Source organism: Phenylobacterium sp., assembly GCF_041916435.1.
Classification (GTDB): domain Bacteria; phylum Pseudomonadota; class Alphaproteobacteria; order Caulobacterales; family Caulobacteraceae; genus Phenylobacterium.
The window spans coordinates 466881-485346 of record NZ_JAYRZM010000006.1 but is presented as its reverse complement, the minus strand read 5'-3'; the positions used below and the strand labels follow the sequence as shown (position 1 = coordinate 485346).

The window sequence follows — 18466 nt, the reverse complement described above, 5'->3', positions numbered from 1 at the left end:
TCTCGGCGCTGGCGCGCCGAGCCACCTCCCCCAGGGGGGGAGGATCTGGGGCGTCGTCGTCCGGGGCTTTGCCGAAGGCCAGCCAGCGGCGGATGACGTCGGGGTCGTCGACGGTGGCGGAGAGGCCGACGCGGCGCAGGTTGGGGGCGAAGGTCTGCAGGCGGGCCAGGTGCAGGGCCAGGAGATCGCCGCGCTTGGAGGAGTGGATGGCGTGGATCTCGTCGACGATCACCCGCGACAGGTTCTCGAAATAGGCGCGCGCGCCCTCCCAGGCGCAGAAGAGGGCGAGCTGCTCGGGCGTGGTGAGCAGGATGTCCGGCGGCTTCACCCGCTGGCGCTGGCGGCGGGAGATCCCGGTGTCGCCGGTGCGGCTCTCGGCGACGATCGGCAGGCCCATCTGGAGGATCGGCGCCATCAGGTTGCGCTCCACGTCCACGGCGAGCGCCTTGAGCGGGGAGATGTAGAGGGTGTGCAGGCCCTGGGGCGTGTTGGCCGGGGGGCGCTCGGAAAGCTCGATGAGGCTGGGCAGGAAGCCGGCCAGGGTCTTGCCGCCGCCGGTGGGCGCGATCAGCAGGGCGTCGCGGCCGGCGCGGGCGCGCTCGACCATGGCGAGCTGATGGGCGCGCGGAGCCCAGCCGCGCTGGGCGAACCAGGCGGCGAAGCGGGGCGGAAGCGGGTCGGCGCGGGCGGCGGCGTCTTCGGCCATGACGGGCCTATAGCATGTTCCCGTTCCGTTTCGCCTGTCCCGGCTTGACGCGCAAGCCCGGCGGGGCGCTGACTTCGCGGTCAGAGAGCTTTTTCGGAAGCGATGGGGAGCGTGATGATCAAGCAGATTGCGCCGGCCGTGGCGGCCGCCCTGGCGCTCGCCGCCGCGACAACGGCGGCGGCCGAGCCCGCGCCGCCGGGGTGCCGCTGGCAGGATGCGGCGGGCGGGCAGATCCTGGCCTGCAAGGACGCCGAGGGCTACTGGCGCCGGGCCGGGGACAACGAGATCGTCGGCTACGATCCGCCCAAGACGCACAGGCCCGCGCCCAAGCCGGCCGCCGCCGCCGCCGCGGCGCCGAAGGCCGAGCCCGCGCCGGCGGTCCAGGCCGCGACGGAGGCCGCCGCCCCGCCGGCGCAACTGGACAACGGGCCCGCCGTCGCGCCGGACATGATCCAGGCGCCCGCCGCTCCGCCCGAGCCGCCGCAGGAGCCCAAGCCGCCGGCCTCGCCGATCGAGCGGCTGATCCAGTGGCTGATGAACCTGTGGCGCGGCTTCTGGCTGTGGCTGGGCTCGCTGTTCTGAGGCCCGGCCGGGCTCAGCTCGCCAGCAGGGCGGCGACCGCCGGAGAGCGCTGAGGGCCGATGTAGTCGTCGGTGCGCACGAACACGCGGTCCTCGTTGATCACCCGCAGGATGCGGTCGGCCAGGGTGCGCCCGGTGACCGGCTTGGCGAGCAGGTGGTCGACCCCGGCCGCCAGGCAGGCGCGCACGTGCGCGTCCTCGGGATGGCCGGTGGCGACGATGATCGGGACCATGCTGAAGGCGCTGGCCTCGTCGGCCCTGAGCGTGCGGATGAAGCTCAGGCTCTCGGACACCGGCAGATAGAGGTCGGCGATGATCAGGTCCGGCTTGACCTTGGGGATCATGGTCAGGGCCTCGTCGCCGTCGTCGGCCAGATGGATCGAGGTGAAGCCCAGGGCGCGCAGCACCGCCGTCAGGATGCTGCGCATCCCGATATTGCCGTCCACCACGAGGATGTTCACGCGCGGTTGCGAGGGCGCCATGGACGAGTCCGAGCCGGGCCAGGTGAGAAGCCTGGCCCCATCTGTCATGGTCAAGGTTTCCAGCGGGCTACCGAGGCCGCGCCCGCGGAAGATTTTTTGGCGCCCGCCGCGACGATTTTCGCCCGGCGGCCGGCCGACCCCGTCGTTCCTGTTTCGTTTCGGGGCGGAACAGGCTAGCTAGGAGCGGTGAACGCCCCCTCCGCCATGCTCGACCTGGCCCCGGCCCTGGTGGTGCTGCCCGGCCCGCGCGCCGGGATCGCCGACGCCTCTGGCGCGGGGACCGCGCGCGCGCCGGACGCGCGCGACCTGTTCGAGCGCGGACCCGTGCTGGTCGCCCACGCGGCGATGACGGCGCGCCGGCTGGGGCTGAACGCCTCGCCCAGGTCGCCGCGGACGTTCGACGCGCTGGAGCTGTTCGCCTTCGCGCGGCCGGCGCAGTTCTGCGCGCCCTCGGCGGCGGGGCTGGCCCTGGCGCTGGGGCTGGCCGAGCCGCGCGGCGCGGCCGAGCAGGCGGCGGCGCTGCGCGAGGCCTGCCGGCGGCTGATCGAGGACTTGGCGCTGGCGCCGCAGCCCAGCCGGGAGGAGGCGCTGGCCATCGCCGAGACCCTGGCGCGGGGCGGCTGGGCCTGGGGCCCGGCGGCGATCGGAGCGCTGCGCTCGGCGCCGATCGGCAACGCCTTCCGCGGCTCGGGCCTGGACGTGTGGACCCGCGTGGCCGAGTGGGAGGACCAGGCGCCGCCGGGCGAGCCGGGCTCGCGGCCCATCGCGCCCGAGGCCGCCGTCGAGCGGCTGAAGGAGTTGCTGCACCGGGGCGGGCTGGACGAGACCCGTCCGGCCCAGGCCGAGTACGCCGCCGAGACGGCCTATGTGTTCCAGCCGCGCGAGCGCGAGGGCGAGCCGCGCATGATGCTGGCCGAGGCGGGCACCGGGGTCGGCAAGACCCTGGGCTATCTGGCGCCGGCCTCGCTGTGGGCCGAGGCGAACGGGCCCTCGGTGTGGGTGTCGACCTACACGCGGGCGCTGCAGCGGCAGATCGAGCGCGAGAGCGCCTCGGTTTATCCCGACCCCAGGGTGCGGGCGAAGAAGGCGGTGGTGCGCAAGGGGCGCGAAAACTACCTGTGCCTCCTGAACTTCCAGGACGCGACCAACGCCGCCCAGCTCGGCAATGGCGACCTGATCGGCCTGGGGCTGACCGCGCGCTGGATCCGCGCGACCCGCGACGGGGACATGACCGGCGGCGACTTTCCGGCCTGGCTGCCGGGCCTGTTCGCCGTGCCGACCGCCGCCCAGGCCAGCGCCGGCAACCTGGTGGACCGGCGGGGCGAATGCATCCACGCCGGCTGTCCGCACTACCGCGCCTGCTATGTGGAGAAGGCGATCCGCGGTTCGCGGCGGGCCGACCTGGTGATCGCCAACCACGCCCTGGTGCTGACCCAGGCCGCGTTCGACGGCGCGCGGGCGGCGCGCGGCTCCAAGGCCGACGGCGAGACGAGCCTTTTGAAGCGCATCGTGTTCGACGAGGGCCACCACCTGTTCGACGCCGCGGACAGCGCCTTTTCCGCGGCGCTGTCGGGGGCCGAGGCCGCCGAGCTGCGCCGCTGGATCCGCGGGCCGGAAGGGCGCGGGCGGCGCGGACGGGGGCTGGAGGCGCGGCTGAAGGACGTGCTGGGCGATCGCGAGGAGGCGGCCCGGGCGCTGGACGACGCCGTGCACGCCGCCGCCGGCCTGCCGGGCGAAGGCTGGAGCGGGCGCATCGCCCCGCCGAACGGCGAGGTGCGGCCGATCGGGCCGGTGGAAGGCTTCCTGGTGGCGGTGATCGAGCAGCTTCGCGCCCGCGCGGCCGGCTCGGACATCGGCATGGAGTGCGCCGCGCGCCCGGCGCTGGACCTGGTGCGCGACACCGCCCGCGACGCGGCGGTCGCGCTGGCCAAGGTGGAGGCGCCGCTGCTGGCGCTGGCTCGCCACCTGGAGGACGTGCTGGACGAGGACGCCTCGAGCCTGCCGACCGGCGACCGGGCGCGGATCGAAGGCGCGCTGCGCGGGCTGGACCGGCGGGCGCGGATGATGCTGCCGGCCTGGCGCTCGATGCTGAAGGCGATCGACGAGGACGCCGAGGACGACCCGGACTTCGTCGACTGGTTCGACGCGACCTTCCTCTACGGGCGGGTGGTGGACGCGGCCTGCCGCCGCCACTGGGTGGACCCGACCGAGCCCCTGACCAACGCGGTGATCGCCCCGGCGCACGGGGTGCTGGTGACGAGCGCCACCCTGGCCGATTCCACCCTCGACGATCCCTTCGCCCTGGCCGAAATGCGCACCGGGGCGGCGCGGCTGCCGGACCGGCCGAAGACGCTGCGGCTCGCCTCGCCGTTCGACTATGCGGCCAATTCGCGGGCCTTCGTGGTGACGGACGTGGGGCGGGACGATCCGCGCCAGGTGGCCGCGGCGATGCGCGAGCTGTTCCTGGCGGCCGGGGGCGGGGGGCTCGGCCTCTTCACCGCCATCCGGCGGCTGAAGGCGGTGCATGAGAAGATCGCCGCGCCGCTGGCCGACAAGGGCCTGGCGCTCTACGCCCAGCATGTGGACCCGCTGGAGGTGGGCGCGCTGGTGGACATCTTCCGCGCCGAGGAGGACGCCTGCCTGCTCGGCACCGACGCGGTGCGCGACGGGGTGGACGTGCCGGGCCGCTCGCTGCGGCTGCTGGTTTTCGACCGCGCGCCCTGGCCCAGGCCCGACATCCTGCACAAGGCCCGGCGCGGCCGCTTCGGCGGCAAGGGCTATGACGACACCATCGCCCGGGCGCGGATCGCCCAGGCGTTCGGCCGGCTGATCCGCCGGGCCGACGACAAGGGCGTGTTCGTGATGCTGGACGCAGCCTCGCCGACGCGGCTGTTCTCCGGCCTGCCGGAGGGCGTGCAGATCGAGCGCATGGGCCTGGTGGAGGCCATCGAGGCGACGGCCGCGTTCCTGGGGCCGAAGGCGGACGGCTAGGCCCAGACCTCCAGGAAGTCCTTGCGCACCACCCGGCGCGAGACCCGCAGGGACAGGAGCGCCGACAGGCCGGTCTCTTCCAGGAGAGCCTCCATGGCCGCCCTCTCGGCCGGGGCGGCGGCGTCGACCAGGTCCTGGATCTTCTGCAGCAGATAGACGCGGTAGGGCATGACGCCGACCTTGATCGGCACGCCGCGCCAGACGAACTCGACCTGGCCGATGGCGCGGTCCTGGAGCCTCGGCAGGCCGTTGGTCCCGGGCTCGATCCCCGGGTGCTCGGCGAGCCAGCGGTTGGTGAAGCCCACGAACGCCTCGACCTCGGGCAGGTAGTCCTCGGCGACGAAGGCCATCAGCGCCTTCAGCGTGTCGGGGACGGCGTCGGCCTCGAACAGCTCGGCGGGCGGGCAGCCGTATTCGCCGGCGTCCTGGTCGGCCGCGTTCATCCGCTCGGTCCAGCGCCAGACGCGGAAGGCGGTCTGCTGCATCAGCCGGGCCGGGAACGGATCGCGCGCCAGGTGGGCGTAGAGCGGGGCGATCAGGCCGTAGTCGCCGATGGTGGGCCGCCCGCCGAGCAAGTAGGGCGAGGCCGCCAGGTGCGCGTCGAACAGGGCCAGGAACCTGGCGTAGGCCGCCTCGACGGCGGGGATGCTCTCGGGGCCGACGCCGAAGCTCGCCATGGCCTTGCGCATGCGCCCGGCGGCCATCTCGAAGACGGCGGCCTGGTCGGCCTCCGACGCGCCGGTGGGGGCGAGGGCGGCGGGGAAGTCCCTGGAGAGGAACGCGCGGTTGGTCTCGTCGAAGTTCCAGCGGTAGTGCATGGCCGGACGCAGCAGGCCCTCGCCGCCGAAGAGCTCGAAGACCTGGCCGATCAGGCGGTGGCGGGGCGTCGCGGGATAGGCCGGCAGGCGGACGCCGCCCTCGGCCTCGAAGTGGGCGATGATCTCCGAGCCGTCCTGAATCAGGGCGCCGTCGGGCGTCTCCAGCACCGGGATGATCCAGCGGCCGATCTTCGGCGTGATCTCGGCGCGGAAGCGGGCCTCGCCGGCGGCGCGGTTCTCGAAGGCGATCCGTTGCTTGATCAGATAGGCGCGGGCCTTGCCGGTGTAGAGCGATCCCGGCGTGCCGTAGAGGCGATAGGTCATGGGTTCAAAGGCTCAAATGAAATGAGGCCCCAGGCCTAGCGCGCCGCGGCGAAGGTTTGAAGCCTCAGGCCGGCGTGGGCGGGCTCTTGGCCATGTCGTCGGGCGGGGCGTTCTTCTCGCCCAGGGCGACGACGAAGCTACCGGCGATGATCAGGGCGCCGCCGGCGAGCAGGGTCGGGGTCAGGCGGTCGCCGAACAGGGCCACGCCCAGAGCCGCGCCCATCAGGGGCTCGATGTTGATGAAGACCCCGGCGCTGGCGCTGCCCACGCGCGAGGCGCCGAACTGCCAGGCGGCGGTGGCGGCCAGGGTGGACAAGACGCCCTGGCCGACGATGGCGGCCCAGACCGGCGCGCTGAGGTCGAGCCGCGGCGGGCCGTGCATGACCAAGGCGATCGGCAGGATGGTGAGCGCCGCGACGATCACCGTGACCGCCGGCACGGCCATCGCCGTCGGCGCGGGCGGGGCGCGGCGCAGCGCCATCAGCCAGGCCAGGAAGATGAACAGCGAGCCGACGGCCAGGGCGATCCCCAGGGGCGAGCCGGCCTCGCCGGGCTTTCCGGCGATCAGCGCCGCGCCGAGGGTGGCGGCGGCGACGCCGGCCATGGCGCCCCTGCTGACGTGCTCGCCCACCACCTTGGCGGCCACGGCGATCAGCGCCGGCATCAGGCCGACGAGCAGGGCGGCCATGGTGACGTTGACGTACTTCAGCGCCTCGAACTGGACGAGGAAGGCGACGCCGTAGAAGGCGCCGGCGGCCAGGATCGCGGGCGAGCGGAAGAGGGCGCGGGCCTCGGCCGTGCGCAGGGCGAAGGGGGCCGCGGCGAGGGCTGCGACGGCGAAGCGCAGCAGCACCATGTGCGCGGCCTCGGTCTCGGTGAGGATCAGCTTTCCGAGGGGAAAGCCCATGCCCCAGAAGACGCCCGCCATGATCAGGGACAGAAAGGCGACGCGCTTCATGAGGACTCCGGCCGCATAGTCGGCGAGGGCGCGACTAGCAGGAGAGCGGGGCCGTGGGAACCACCCCGGCGCAAGAAGCTGTCAGCAGCGCGCGTTTCAGTCGGCCGCGGCGACGTGGCCGCCCGGCATGGCCTTTCGCGTGAGCCAGATGCAGGGGATCAGCAGCACGATGAGCCAGGCCGACACCCGGAAGAAGTCCAGCGCGGCCATCACGAACGCCTGGCCGGAAACCTGGTGCACGATCGCGCCGAACGCCTGCTGCGCCGACAGGCCCGCGCCCTGGAGGGCGGCCAGCGCGGCGTGCAGGGCCGGATCGCCCGGACCCATGATCTCGGCCAGGCGCGTCTGGTGCACGCTGGCGTCGGTTTCGTAGATGGTGGTGGCCAGGGAGGCGGCGAAGCTGGCGGCGGTGAGGCGCGCGAAGTTCGACAGGCCCGAGGCCTGCGGCACCTGGTCCGGCGCCACGTCGTTGAGGATGAGGGTGACCATGGAGACGAAGAACATGCTCATCGCCACGCCCTGGACCAGCATCGGCATGACCAGCACCGAGAAGCTGGCGTCGGGCGTGTAGCCCGAGCGCATGAAGAAGGAGAGGGCGAAGGCGGCCAGCGAGGCCGTGCCCGTCCAGCGCGCGTCCACCCGGTTCATGAGCCTGGCCGCGAACGGCGTGAGCAGCACCGCCACCACGCCCGACGGGGCGGCGACCAGCCCGGCCCAGGTGGCGACGTAGCCCATCTGCGTCTGCAGCCACAGCGGCAGCAGCAGGCCGTTGCCGAAGAAGACGCCGAAGCCCAGGCAATAGACCAGGGTGGCCAGGGCGAAGTTGGGCGACTTGAACAGCGACAGGTCGACGATCGGGTGCTCCTCGCTGAGCTCCCAGATCAGCCAGGCGATGAAGGCGACGATGGCCACGACCGTCTCGACGACGATGGCCGGCGAGTTGAACCAGTCGGCGTCCTTGCCGGTGTCGAGCATGACCTGCAGGGCGCCCACCCAGATCAGCAGCAGCATGAAGCCGGTGCGGTCCACCGGGATCTTGCGGGTGGGCGTCTCGCGGCTGGCCATGGCGCGCCAGCAGACGAGGCCGCACAAGAGGCCCACCGGCACGTTGATGAGGAAGATCCAGGGCCAGGAGTAGTTGTCGGAGATGTAGCCGCCCAGGATCGGCCCGCAGATGGGCGCGACCAGGGTGGTCATCGACCAGATCGCCAGCGCCGTGCCCCGCCGCTGGGGCGCGAAGATCATGATCAGCAGCGCCTGGGAGCCGGGCGTCATCGGGCCGCAGAACGCGCCCTGCAGGATGCGGAAGGCGATCAGCGACTCCAGGTTCCAGGATATTCCGCACAGGAACGAGGCGGCCGTGAACAGCAGCACCGAGCCGACAAAGGTCTTCACCACGCCGTAGCGCATCATCAGCCAGCCGGTGAGCGGCACCGAGACGCCGTTGGCCACCGCGAAGGAGGTGATCACCCAGGCGCCCTGGCTGGAGCTGACGCCCAGGTTGCCGGCGATCGTCGGGATCGAGACGTTGGCGATGGTGCTGTCCAGCACCTGCATGAAGGTGCCGAGCGCCAGGGCGACCGCGGTGATCGCCAGCGTCATGCCGGTCATCGGCGCCGGCGCGAACGGCTTGTCGGCGGCCTCGGCCATGGACCCTCCCTGGGCCGGCCCGCGCCTCTTCGGACGCTGGCGGGCCGGAACGTTCGTCTTTCCAGCGCCGGGCCGGGCGGCGCGACGCTGGAGATAGATGGAGCCGGGAGGCGTGCTCCAAAAGATCGCGTCACGTCAAGCCGACGGCCAAGCTTTCGAGGATTCCGGCTCGGCGGGCCGGCCCGGCGCGGCCGGTCAGTGCTTGTCGCGGTCGCGGCCGAAGTTGGGTTCGGCGCTTTCCTGGCCGGCGGCGATGACGCCCCTGCGGATCTCGCGGGTGCGGCTGAAGAGGTCGTGCAGCTTGTCGGCCTCGCCCCAGCGGATGGCGCGCGAGAGGGCCTGCAGGTCCTCGGTGAAGCGGCCGAGGATCTCCAGCACCGCGTCCTTGTTGGCCACGAAGATGTCGCGCCACATGGTGGGGTCGGAGGCGGCGATGCGGGTGAAGTCGCGGAAGCCCCCGGCGGAGTACTTCATCACCTCGGCCTGGGTGACCTCCTCCAGGTCGGCGGCGGTGCCGACGATGTTGTAGGCGATCAGGTGGGGCAGGTGGCTGGTGACGGCCAGCACCAGGTCGTGATGCTTCTCATCCATCACCTCGACGTTGGCGCCGATGGCGGTCCAGAAGGCCGACAGGCGCTTGACCGCGCCCTGGTAGGCCTCGTCCGTGCGCGGCAGGGGCGTGAGGATCGTCCAGCGCTTGTCGAACAGCTCGGCGAAGCCGGCGTCGGGGCCGGACTGCTCGGTGCCGGCGATCGGGTGGCCGGGGACCAGGAAGACGTTGTCCGGCAGCTCGGCGGCCAGGGCCTCGGCCACGGCGGACTTGACCGAACCCACGTCGGTGACGGTGGCGCCGGGCTTGAGCGCGTGGGCGGCCTTCTTGGCGGCCTCGCCCATGGTGAGCACCGGCACGGCGAACACCACCAGGTCGGCGTCGGCGACCGCCTCGGCCACGTCGCCGGTGACGTGCTCGGCCAGGCCCAGCACGTGGACGCGCTTGAGCACCTCGGGGCTGAGGTCGGTGACGGCCACCTCGTCGACCACGCCGGCGCGGCGCGCGGCGCGGATCAGCGAGGAGCCGATCAGGCCGCAGCCGATCACGGCCATCTTGGGATAGATCGCGCCGGTCATCGGATCAGGCCCTCATGAAGTCGGCGAGGGCGTCGGCGATGGCGCGGTTGTGCTCCTCCAGGCCGATGGTGATGCGCAGGTGGTCGGGCAGGCCGTAGCCGGCGACGCCGCGCACGATCAGGCCGCGGGATTCCAGATAGGCGCCGGCTTCCTTCGCGGTCTTGCCGGGGGTCTTGGGAAAGCCGACCAGCAGGAAGTTGGCGGCCGAGGGCACGACCTCCAGGCCCAGGCCGCCGAGCTGCTGGGCGAGCCAGGGCCGCCACTGGGCCATCAGCGCCAGGGAGCGGACCTGGAACTCCTCGTCCTCCAGGGCGGCGACGGCGGCGAGCTGGGCCGGGATGTTGATGTTGAAGGGCGGGCGGATGCGCTCCATGGCCGCGGCGATCGCCTCGGGGGCGTAGGCCCAGCCCACCCGCAGGGCCGCCAGGCCGTGCAGCTTGGAGAAGGTGCGGGTGACCACCACGTTCTCGGCCGTGCGGGCCAGGTCGGTCCCGTCCTCGTAGGCCGGATCGTCGACGAACTCGGCGTAGGCGCCGTCCAGCACCAGGACGACGCTGGGAGGCAGGGCCGCGTGCAGCCGGCGCACGGCCTCGCCGCCGATGTAGGTGCCGGTGGGATTGCCGGGATTGGCGATGAAGACCAGGCGCGTGCGGCCGTCGACCAGCTTCAGGATCTCGTCCACGTCGATGCGGTAGCCGGGTTCGGGCGCCATGCGCACCTCGGCCTGGCAGGCGCGGGCGATGGTGGCGTAGGCGCCGAAGCCGTACTGCCCCTGGACGATGTTGTCGCCCGGCTCCAGGAACATCAGGTTGAGCATCTGGAACAGCTCGTCCGAGCCGCAGCCGAACACCAGCCGCTCCGGCTCCAGGCGGTAGCGCTCGGCGATCGCCGCGCGCAGGCCGGAGGCGCGGCCGTCGGGATAGAGGTGCAGGCTGTCCACCGCCCCGAGGTAGGCGGCCTTGGCCTTGGGGCTAGAGCCCAGGACGTTCTCGTTGGCCGACAGCTTCAAGGGGTCTTCGACGCCCTCCACCTTGGCCTTGCCGGGCACGTAGGCGCCGATGTTGAGGATGCCGGGCTTGGGGAGGGGACGCGCCGCGGCGGCGCGATCGGCGAGGGCGGTGGTGTCTGACATGGGCTCACAAGAACTGTGGAGCCCCGCCTCTTACACGTCCAGCGGCGCGGGCGCAGCCCCGATGACGCCGGAAAGCCGTCCGGGCGCGCGGGCCAGGCGCTCGTCGTGGTCCTGGTAGAAGCCGGCCAGGGAGAAGAGCTTCAGGCCGCCGGCGTCGGCGACCAGCTCGGCGGCCGCGCCGTCGCGGGCCAGGGCCTCGACCACCGCGCCGGCCGGCGTGGCCGCGTCGGTGACCCAGTAGGTGTTGTCCGCGCCGGTGGGTTCGACGTCGACCTCGGCGACGGCCAGGGCGTTCATCGGCCCCCAGGCGGCCAGGCACGGAAGGGCGGCGAACACCTTCAGCTTCGGCTCGGCCAGCAGCCGGCCCCACCAGGGCGTTTCGCTGGAGAGGCTCATGACGGCCACGCCGCCCAGGGTGCGGGCCGCGGCCAGGGCTTCTTCCGGCTTGGCCACCATCCGCAGCGGCGGGGCGACGCCGAAGCGCAGGCGCGCGCCGTCGACCGCGCGGATCGGATCGCGCCCGCCGAAGACGGAGACGTGGAACGGGCCCTGGCGGGAGAGGCTGTCGGCGATCAGCTCGCGCCAGACCTTGACGACCAGGGCGGTGGTGGCCGCGTCGCGCCCCTCGCCGACCAGCCGGCGCAGGAGCTGAGCCTCGCGGCCGGGGCGCAGGCCGAACTTGCCGACGTCGCCCGCCGCGGCCTTGGCGGCGGCGACCTGCCGGGCCAGGCCCGCGCGCTCTTCGATCAGGGCCAGCAAGGCCGTATCGACGGCGTCGATGCGCTTGCGCACCTCGTCCAGCGACGGCGCAGGGGGCCTTTGATCGGCGTCGGCCATGATTTCTCCCGAAACGAAGGATTGGCGCTTAGGTCATTGCGGGGACGCGTGCAATAGGCCGGTCCGCCGCAAGATTGTTGCGTCTGCAACTAGTAGAGTTTCGGCGCAGGCCCGAGGGAGACCGGCCCAAGCGTGGTGCGCCCGGCCTGGAACACCAGGTCCACCTGGGCGCTGTCGCCGGCCCCCTGGCGCGCGGCGACCACGGCGCCGGCGGACTCGGCGGTTTCCTGCGAGATCAGGCCCCTCCTGGCGAGGGCGGCGACGGCGGCGCCGGCGCCGCGCAGTTCCAGCGACAGGTCGCCGGTCAGGCGCCCGTCGGCGCCCGCCGCCAGCCGGCCGGCGCGGACGTTGAGCGCCGTGTCGCCCGCCGTGATCCCGGCCTGGCGCACGGTGGCCCGACCGCCGGCCCGCGACCAGGCGCGGACGGCCGAGGCCCAGTCGGCGCCGTCGAAGCCGCTCATCTTCGACAGAATCGAGTCCCAGTCGACGGCGACGGCCTTGTCGCCCGCCAGATCGCCCAGGACCGTGCCGGCGCGGGCCTTGCCGCCCTCGACGCGAAGCTGCGCCGCGCCCTGGTCGTCGGGGCCGGGAATCACGCGCAGGGCCGCCAGCTCGGCCGACGCCAGGGCGAACGGCGCCGCGCCGGCCGCCGGGGCGAAGGCCACCTTCGTGCCCTGGAAGACGAAGCGCGGCATGGACTGGTCCTGGCCCACGAGGCTGGCGTGCAGCAGTTGGCCGGTGACGACCACGGCCCCGCCGCTGGGCCGCAGCAGGCTGAAGCCCTCGGGCGTGGCCATCACCCAGTGGCCCGGGGCGTAGAGGTAGGATTCGGCCTCGAAGCGCGGGCTCGACACGCCCCAGCCGGACGGGTCGCGCAGCCGCGCGTCGGTGAGCTCCACGTCCAGGCGGAAGGGATAGCCGTAGAGCTTGCGGCTCTTCCAGGAGACCTCGTAGCCGGCCTGGCGCAGGGCGTCGGCCTGGCCGTCCATGGCGCTCAGCATCCGGTTGCGCGCCCAGATCCAGAAACCGCTCCAGGCGACGGCGCCGATCAGCAGCAGGACGAAGGGGGCGTAGAGCCAGAAGCGGTTGGGTTTGCGGGCGGGCTGGGGATCGGGCACAGACATGGAGGCAAGCTTACGGGGCGTGGCGTGACGGCGGTTGAGCGGTGGGTCTTCGGATACGGGTCGCTGATGTGGCGGCCTGGATTTTCGTTCGTCGAGCGACGAGCCGCCACCCTACACGGCCGCAGGCGCGCCTTCTGCATCTATTCCGTCCACCACCGCGGCACCTATCAGCGGCCGGGGCTGGTGCTGGGTCTCGCGCCCGGCGGGGCGACGCGCGGCGTGGCCTACCGCGTGGCCGAGGCCGACTGGGACGAGACCTACGCCTACCTGCGCGAGCGCGAGCAGCCCACCGAGACCTATGTGGAGACCACCGGCTTCGTGCGCACGGCCGACGGGCGGCGGCCGCGGGCGCTGGTGTTCGTCTCCGACCGCGGCCATCCGCAATGGGCCGGCGACCTGTCGCTGGAGCGGCAGGCCGAGCTGATCGCCGGCGCCACCGGGCTGTCGGGCCGCAACGTCGACTACCTGCGCGACCTGGTGGAGCACCTGCGCCACGACGGCGTCCACGACCAGGCCATGGAGCGGCTGCTGTCGCTGGTGGAGGCCAGGGAGCTGACGGGCGGCTAGAGGGCCGAGGCTGCGGTGCGGCGACCCCTCTCCCCTTGCGGGAGAGGGTGGCCCCGCGGAGCGGGGTCGGGTGAGGGGTCGCGCCCGGCCGTCGGATCAGTGAGCTGCGAGGCAGCTTGGGTCCCAGCCTTCGCTGGGATGAGCGGAAGGGGAGAGGTCTGAGAGCCCCCTCATGCGACCTGCATTCGCAGGCCACCTTCTCCCGCAAGGGGAGAAGGACCGCTGGCTAGAGCTCCAAGAGCTTGTTGGAGGCGCTTTCGATGCGTTCCTCGAGCTGGCGCATGAACTCCACGCGCTTGAGGCCGGGCGGGATCGGCTCCAGGTATTCGAAGACGATGGTTCCGGGCTTGCGCAGGAAGCCGTGGCGCGGCCAGTGGACGCCGGAGTTGGTGGCGACCGGGCAGACCGGCACGCCGAGCTCGCGGTAGAGGGCGGCGATGCCGGGCTTGTAGTCGCCGCCCTGGCCGGGAACGCCCCGCGTGCCTTCGGGGAAGATCACCACCTGGCGGTGCTCGGCGAAGCGCTCCCTGGCCTCGCGCACCAGCTTCTTCAGGGCGGCCGAATGGCCCTCGCGGTCGACGACGATGGTGCCCACCTTGTTGGCGTACCAGCCGAACCAGGGAATCCAGGTGAGCTCCTTCTTCATGACGAAGCAGGTTCCCGGCAGGAAGGTGAACTGGGCGAAGACGTCGAACATGCACTGGTGCTTGGGCGCGACCAGCGAGGCGCCCTGGGGGATGTGCTCGCGCCCGCGCACCTCGACCTTGACCGCGCAGCAGACGTCCAGGAGCACGATGATGCCGCGGCCCCAGATCTCGAACATCCTCAGGGTCCAGCCGGCGGGGCCCAGCAGGATCGGTGTGCAGGCGACGGCGACCACCGCCGACCACAGATAGAACAGGGCCACGAACAGCAGCGAACGAAGGGCGGTCACGGTCATCCTTTCCGGGAAGACGCCTCGTCCTTGGGCCCCAGCCCCAGCACGGCCTCCCGTCCGAGGATCGCCAGATACTTGCAATACTCCACGATCATCAAGCGCGCGCCGCGGGTGGTGCGCCACCAGCGGTGGGCGTCCACCGCCGAGGTGGCGACCGGATAGGCCGTCAGCCTGGCGCGCGGCATGGCGCCGCGAAGCTCGAGCATGGCGCGCGGGATGTGATAGTCGGCGGTGACCACGATGATGCTGGAGTAGCGCATGGCCCGGGCCCACTCGGCCGTCTCGCGGGCGTTGCCGAGGGTGGTGGCGGCGGTGAAGCCGAGGTCGACGCAGCAGTCGTAGAGCGGGCGCACGGCGCCGCCGAGCTTGCGCACCTCCTCGCGGCTGACCTCGCGGTTGACGCCGGACACCAGCACGCGCTTGGCCTTGCCGTCCTCGAGCAGATGGATGGCCGCGGCGATCCGCTCGCCCGAGCCCGCGCCGGTGAGCGCCACCGCGCCCTCGGCCGGCGCCGGATCGGGGGCGGGCGTGGAGGCGGCGACCCGCGCGGCGAAGGCCAGCAGGCCGGCGGTCCAGATCATCGCCACGACGAGGATGGCGGCGGCGCCCCTCATGCCATCTCCCGGATCATGCCATCTCCCGGATCAGGGCCGCGGCGGTGATGCGCGCGGCCACGGCGGCCACCAGGGCCGCGGCGAGGGGGCATGGGACGACGGCCAAGAGGTCGATCCACTTGACCGGCAAGACCGGCGTCAATCCCGCGCCGCCCCCGATGAGGCGCAGGATCGCGCCGATCATCGCCGCGCCGGCCGCGCCGAACAAGCCCGCCACCGCGGCGGTCCTGGCGAAGCGAACCTGGAAGAGCTGGGCGATGAAGCCGTCCTCGGCGCCGGTCAGGTGCAGGGTCTCGACCACGTCGCGGCGGGCGGCCAGGCCGGCGCGGGTGGCGAAGGCGACCACGGCGGCGGCCGCGGCGGCGATCAGCAGGAAGACCCCGGCCCCCGCCCAGCGCGTCAGCCGCGCCGAGCGCTGGATGTCGCCGATCCACATGGAGTGGTCGTCCACCGCCGCGTCGACGCCGGCGGCCTTCAGCGCGCGGGAGAGGCTGGCCGAGGTGGCCGGGTGCTCGGGGTCGAGGGTGACGGCGACCAGCCGCGGCACCGGCAGGTCCTCCATGTCGATGGTCGAGCCGAGCCAGGGCTTGATCAGGGCCTCCACCTTCTCCCGCTCCAGGGCGCGGGCCTCGGCGACGCCGGGGGCGCCGGCCAGGGCCTCGGCGGCGCGGGCGGCGGCGGCGTCGGGGCTGTCCGCGCCCTTGGAACGCACGATCACCGTGGCCTCGCCGGTGAGCTGGCCGGTCCAGCCGTGGGCGGCGCGGTTGGAGGCGATCACGCCGAGCGCGGTCAGGCAGGCCAGGAAGCACAGGACGGCCACCACGAAGGTCAGCGCCCCGTCGTGGGCGTCCTGTTCGGGCAGGAAGGGCGCCGGGCGCCAGGCGTCGGCGTCGAACAGCTCGCTCATCGCCGCGCCCCGGTCATGTCCACTTGCGGGCGGGCAGCTCCACCAGCCGTCCGCGCTCCAGGTGCAGCACCGGCATGCCCGATCGGGCGACGAGGTCCTGGTCGTGGGTGGCGATCATCACGGTGGTGCCCATCCGGTTCAGCTCGACGAACAGCCTGAGGATGCGCAGGCCCATCTCGTGGTCGACGTTGCCGGTGGGCTCGTCGGCCAGGAGGATGTCGGGGCGGTTGACCACGGCGCGGGCGATGGCCAGCCGCTGCTTCTCGCCGCCGGCCAGGGTGGGCGGCATGGCGTGCATCCGGTCCTTCAGGCCCACCCACGACAACAGTTCGGCCACATCGTGGCGATAGCTGTCGGGCTTGCGCCCGGCGATGCGCAGGGGCAGCGCCACGTTGTCGAACGCCGACAGGTGGTCGAGCAGGCGGAACTCCTGGAACACCACGCCGATGCGGCGGCGCATGAAGGGGCGGTTCTCCGGCGAGACCGAGGCCACGTCCTGGCCGAACAGGTGGATCAGGCCGCGCGAGGGACGGGCGGCCAGGTACATCAGCTTGAGCAGCGAGCTCTTGCCCGCGCCCGACGGGCCGGTGACGAAGTGGAACGAGCCGTGGGGCAGGGCGAAGTTCAGATCCTTCAGGGTCTCCGGCGCCCGCCCGTAGCGCATCGAAACGTCATCGAAGCGGACAACGGCGGATTCGGCGTCCGGAGCGCCTGAAGAGAGCGGTTTTCTGGACATGGAGACCGAAATCGGCGACCTCGGTAAGGGGAGCCTGGAGCGGCCGATTCGCCTTCATGATACTGACCTGCCCAGAGTGCGCCACCAGCTATTTCGTGGACGAATCGAAGATTCCTCCCGAGGGCCGGTTGGTGAAATGCGCGGCCTGCGGCGCGCGGTGGACCGCGTATCCGGAGCCTGAGCCCGCGCTCGAACCGCTGGCCGAGCCGGTCGAGGCGAGCGAGCCGGCGCCGCCGGAGCCGGCGGCGGAGGAGCTCGTCGTCGAGCCCGCCGCCGAGGAGGAGGCGCTCACCGGCGAGGACCTGCCCAAGGCCTTCCGCGCCAAGGCCGACGAGACCCGCCGCGTGCGCGAGGCGGCGACCACGGGGATCATCTGGGCCGGCATGGCCGCGGCCCTGGCGGTGCTGATCGCGCTGGCGATCGTCTTCCGGGTGGACGTGGTGCGCCTGTGGCCGAAGACGGCCGGGGCCTACGCCAGCGTCGGCCTGCCGGTGAACAGCCTGGGCCTGACCATCGAGGGGGTGAGCGCCGAGCCCTCGCTGCAGGAGGGCCACGCGGCGCTGTCGGTGTCGGGGGTGATCCGCAACATCGAGGGCCGGCCGATCGTCACCCCGCCGCTGCGCATCAGCCTGTTGGACAAGGCCGGCAAGCCGGTGGCCACCAAGATCGCCCGCGCCGCCGACCCGCGCATCCCGCCCGGCGAGACGCGGCACTTCGCCCTGGTGATGCTGGACCCGCCCAGGACCGCCAGCGACCTGGAGATCGCCTTCGCGCCGGAGCTGCCGGCCCACGCCGGGACCGCCCCGGCCGCCGATCCGCACGCCGCCGAGGCCGCCCCGGAGCTTCGCGGACCGGCGGAGGCCGCCGCCCCGCCGCCCCCCGCGCCGGTGGACGCCAAGCCGCTGGACATGGAGACGCCCTACACCCTGGACGACCATGGCTGAGGCCAAGCCCGACGTGCTGCTCAGCGAGGCCGAGGTGGCCGAGCGGGTGGACGCCCTGGCGGTGGAGATCGCCCCGCGCATTGACGACGACACCGTGGCGGTATGCCTGCTCACCGGCGGGCTGTGGTTCGCCTCCGACCTGACGCGGGCCCTGGCGCGGGCCGGGCGGCACGTGGGCTTCGACGCCCTGTGGCTGGCCTCCTACGGCGACGAGCGGGCGAGCCTGGGGCGCTGCGAAGTGCGCGCCGACCTGCAGCGGCCGCTGGCCGGGCGCACGGCGCTGATCGTCGACGACGTGATCGACACGGGCCTGTCGCTGAGCGAGGCCGCCCGGCTGGTGCGCGACGCCGGGGCGCGGGAGGTGCTGACCGCGGTCTTCGCCGCCAAGCCCTGGCCGACGCCCAGGGCCATCGAGCCGGACTTCGTCGCCTGGCCCGCGCCGGCCCGCTTCCTGGTGGGCTACGGCATGGACGCGGGCGGGCGGCTGCGCGGCCTGCCCTACATCGGCGCGCTGGACTAGGCGGCGTGGAGACCGGCCTGGTCCTGGCGCTGCCGGAGCTGGACCCGCCCCTGCGCCGCTGGCGAAAGCACGATCCGGCGGCCCGGCTGGGCATGCCGGCCCACGTGACGCTGATCTATCCGTTCATGGACAGCCGCGCCTTCGACGAAGCCGCCCGGGTGCGCCTGCGCGACGTGCTGAGGGGCTTTGCGCCGCTCGAGTTCGCCTTCGACCGGCTCGGCGCGTTCCAGGGCGGGGTCTGGCTGGAGCCCGCCGATCCCGCGCCGGCCGTTCGGCTGATCGAGGCCCTGGCGGCGGCGTTCCCGGCGCATCCGCCCTTCGGCGGGGCCCATGCGTCCATCATCCCGCACCTGACGATCGCCCAGGCCGCGCCGGGCGTGCTCGCGCGCATCCGCGCCGAGGCGCCGCGCATCCTGCCGCTGACGGCGCGCGCCGAGGCGGTGAGCCTCTACGCCCGCTCGGAGGAGGGCTGGATCCCGCTGGAGCGGTTCGCGCTCTAATTTAAAGTCT

General features: G+C 72.9%; 19 protein-coding genes. 6 read left to right on the top strand and 13 right to left on the bottom strand.

All coding sequences use genetic code 11. The features are described 5' to 3' along the window. Window positions 1–706, bottom strand: a 706-nt coding sequence (locus tag ACE3TA_RS19225) for a DEAD/DEAH box helicase (protein WP_374575943.1), incomplete at its 3' end; no start/stop codon positions are given. A 114-nt stretch (window positions 707–820) separates the two neighbouring features. Between ACE3TA_RS19225 and ACE3TA_RS19220 the strand changes: the two genes are divergently transcribed. After that, window positions 821–1288, top strand: coding sequence for a hypothetical protein (locus ACE3TA_RS19220; RefSeq protein ID WP_374575942.1), 468 nt, complete (start codon window positions 821–823; stop codon window positions 1286–1288). A gap of 13 nt (window positions 1289–1301) precedes the next feature. On the opposite strand, the gene ACE3TA_RS19215 is transcribed toward ACE3TA_RS19220, so the two are convergent. After that, window positions 1302–1769 carry a response regulator gene (locus ACE3TA_RS19215; RefSeq protein ID WP_374575941.1) on the bottom strand — a complete coding sequence of 156 codons (468 nt, stop codon included), beginning with the start codon at window positions 1767–1769 and terminating at the stop codon, window positions 1302–1304. 204 nt (window positions 1770–1973) lie between these two features. Here ACE3TA_RS19215 and ACE3TA_RS19210 point away from each other — a divergent pair, with 204 nt between their 5' ends. Continuing rightward, window positions 1974–4760 (top strand): ATP-dependent DNA helicase, encoded by a 2787-nt coding sequence (locus ACE3TA_RS19210; RefSeq protein ID WP_374575950.1) that lies wholly within the window; start codon window positions 1974–1976, stop codon window positions 4758–4760. On the opposite strand, the gene ACE3TA_RS19205 is transcribed toward ACE3TA_RS19210, so the two are convergent. The 7 genes from ACE3TA_RS19205 to ACE3TA_RS19175 form a co-directional block, all read right to left on the bottom strand. Beyond that, window positions 4757–5902, bottom strand: coding sequence for a glutathione S-transferase C-terminal domain-containing protein (locus ACE3TA_RS19205; protein ID WP_374575940.1), 1146 nt, complete (start codon window positions 5900–5902; stop codon window positions 4757–4759). The genes ACE3TA_RS19210 and ACE3TA_RS19205 overlap by 4 nt on opposite strands. A 64-nt stretch (window positions 5903–5966) precedes the next feature. Next, on the bottom strand, window positions 5967–6860 hold the full coding sequence (locus ACE3TA_RS19200) for a DMT family transporter (protein ID WP_374575939.1): 894 nt from the start codon (window positions 6858–6860) through the stop codon (window positions 5967–5969). A 96-nt stretch (window positions 6861–6956) separates the two neighbouring features. Continuing rightward, complete coding sequence (locus tag ACE3TA_RS19195) at window positions 6957–8510, bottom strand: DHA2 family efflux MFS transporter permease subunit (RefSeq protein ID WP_374575938.1); 1554 nt, start codon at window positions 8508–8510, stop codon at window positions 6957–6959. A gap of 195 nt (window positions 8511–8705) precedes the next feature. After that, a complete protein-coding gene (locus ACE3TA_RS19190; RefSeq protein WP_374575937.1) occupies window positions 8706–9638 on the bottom strand; it encodes a prephenate/arogenate dehydrogenase family protein in 933 nt (310 codons plus the stop codon). 4 nt (window positions 9639–9642) lie between these two features. After that, window positions 9643–10770 carry a histidinol-phosphate transaminase gene (hisC, locus tag ACE3TA_RS19185; RefSeq protein WP_374575936.1) on the bottom strand — a complete coding sequence of 376 codons (1128 nt, stop codon included), beginning with the start codon at window positions 10768–10770 and terminating at the stop codon, window positions 9643–9645. Window positions 10771–10800: 30 nt separating this feature from the next. Beyond that, entirely contained in the window at window positions 10801–11607 is an 807-nt protein-coding gene (locus tag ACE3TA_RS19180; RefSeq protein ID WP_374575935.1) for a chorismate mutase, read from the bottom strand. An 89-nt stretch (window positions 11608–11696) separates the two neighbouring features. Then, window positions 11697–12731 carry a DUF2125 domain-containing protein gene (locus ACE3TA_RS19175; RefSeq protein WP_374575934.1) on the bottom strand — a complete coding sequence of 345 codons (1035 nt, stop codon included), beginning with the start codon at window positions 12729–12731 and terminating at the stop codon, window positions 11697–11699. Between the two features lie 24 nt (window positions 12732–12755). Here ACE3TA_RS19175 and ACE3TA_RS19170 point away from each other — a divergent pair, with 24 nt between their 5' ends. Next, window positions 12756–13298, top strand: coding sequence for a gamma-glutamylcyclotransferase (locus ACE3TA_RS19170; RefSeq protein ID WP_374575933.1), 543 nt, complete (start codon window positions 12756–12758; stop codon window positions 13296–13298). 226 nt (window positions 13299–13524) lie between these two features. On the opposite strand, the gene ACE3TA_RS19165 is transcribed toward ACE3TA_RS19170, so the two are convergent. The 4 genes from ACE3TA_RS19165 to ftsE are packed head-to-tail and all read right to left on the bottom strand — an operon-like array spanning window position 13525 to window position 16492. Continuing rightward, window positions 13525–14232 (bottom strand): lysophospholipid acyltransferase family protein, encoded by a 708-nt coding sequence (locus ACE3TA_RS19165; RefSeq protein WP_374575932.1) that lies wholly within the window; start codon window positions 14230–14232, stop codon window positions 13525–13527. 2 nt (window positions 14233–14234) lie between these two features. Further along, complete coding sequence (locus ACE3TA_RS19160) at window positions 14235–14849, bottom strand: YdcF family protein (protein ID WP_374575931.1); 615 nt, start codon at window positions 14847–14849, stop codon at window positions 14235–14237. A gap of 13 nt (window positions 14850–14862) precedes the next feature. Beyond that, entirely contained in the window at window positions 14863–15756 is an 894-nt protein-coding gene (locus tag ACE3TA_RS19155; protein ID WP_374575930.1) for a cell division protein FtsX, read from the bottom strand. Between the two features lie 13 nt (window positions 15757–15769). Then, the gene (gene ftsE, locus ACE3TA_RS19150; RefSeq protein ID WP_374575929.1) at window positions 15770–16492 is read right to left on the bottom strand and encodes a cell division ATP-binding protein FtsE; all 723 of its coding nucleotides are present in this window, start codon (window positions 16490–16492) and stop codon (window positions 15770–15772) included. A 56-nt stretch (window positions 16493–16548) separates the two neighbouring features. Here ftsE and ACE3TA_RS19145 point away from each other — a divergent pair, with 56 nt between their 5' ends. The 3 genes from ACE3TA_RS19145 to ACE3TA_RS19135 are packed head-to-tail and all read left to right on the top strand — an operon-like array spanning window position 16549 to window position 18456. Next, window positions 16549–17436, top strand: a complete 888-nt coding sequence (locus tag ACE3TA_RS19145) for a DUF3426 domain-containing protein (RefSeq protein ID WP_374575928.1) — start codon at window positions 16549–16551, stop codon at window positions 17434–17436. Next, a complete protein-coding gene (locus tag ACE3TA_RS19140) occupies window positions 17429–17956 on the top strand; it encodes a phosphoribosyltransferase (protein ID WP_374575927.1) in 528 nt (175 codons plus the stop codon). The genes ACE3TA_RS19145 and ACE3TA_RS19140 overlap by 8 nt, the downstream gene beginning before the upstream one ends. 5 nt (window positions 17957–17961) lie before the next feature. After that, the gene (locus tag ACE3TA_RS19135; protein ID WP_374575926.1) at window positions 17962–18456 is read left to right on the top strand and encodes a 2'-5' RNA ligase family protein; all 495 of its coding nucleotides are present in this window, start codon (window positions 17962–17964) and stop codon (window positions 18454–18456) included. The last annotated feature ends 10 nt before the right edge of the window (window positions 18457–18466 follow it).